This is a genomic window from Salinisphaera sp. SWV1 (assembly GCF_052044155.1).
Classification (GTDB): Bacteria; Pseudomonadota; Gammaproteobacteria; order Nevskiales; family Salinisphaeraceae; genus Salinisphaera.
Window position 1 is genome coordinate 1 of sequence record NZ_JBQDYE010000175.1, and the last position, 539, is coordinate 539.

General features: G+C 44.5%; 1 protein-coding gene and 1 pseudogene. Both read left to right on the forward strand.

Translation table 11 applies throughout. From position 1 onward, the window contains the following. A partial coding sequence (locus ACS8YF_RS20095) for a phosphodiester glycosidase family protein (RefSeq protein ID WP_440851820.1) occupies window positions 1-302 on the forward strand: 302 nt, incomplete at its 5' end. Window positions 303-384: 82 nt separating this feature from the next. Further along, a pseudogene (locus tag ACS8YF_RS20100) lies at window positions 385-539 on the forward strand (acetolactate synthase); the annotation flags it as partial.

The following is a 539-nucleotide window of genomic DNA, read 5'->3' on the forward strand; positions in this document are numbered from 1 at the left end:
CGGTGCAGTCAGGGCCAATGTTGATGGAAAACAGTGTAATTAATCCGCGTATTCATCCCAACGTCGCCTCACGTAAAATTCGTAACGGTGTTGGGATTAATAAACATGGGAATGCCGTGTTTTTGTTGAGCCAGCAGGCGACAAATTTTTATGATTTTGCCTGTTATGCCAAAGCGAAACTGAACGTTGAGCAGCTGCTTTATCTTGATGGCACGATTTCACATATGTATATGAAAGGCGGGGCAATCCCGTGGCAACGCTATCCTTTTGTCACCATGATTTCCGTCGAGCGGAAAGGTTAAGCATTGTACACTCGAGGAGGCCAGACAAACTGGGGCTGGCTACACAGCTGGAAAATCATCAGATAAATGAAGGGAAACAAAAATGAAAAAAACGCTCGCAACGTTATTTTTATTAACGTGTCTGGGATCATCATCCGCTTATGCGGATAACGCTTTGATTTTACAAACTGATTTTAGCCTGAAAGATGGTGCCGTCTCGGCGATGAAAGGGGTCGCATTCGGTGTTGACCATAATCT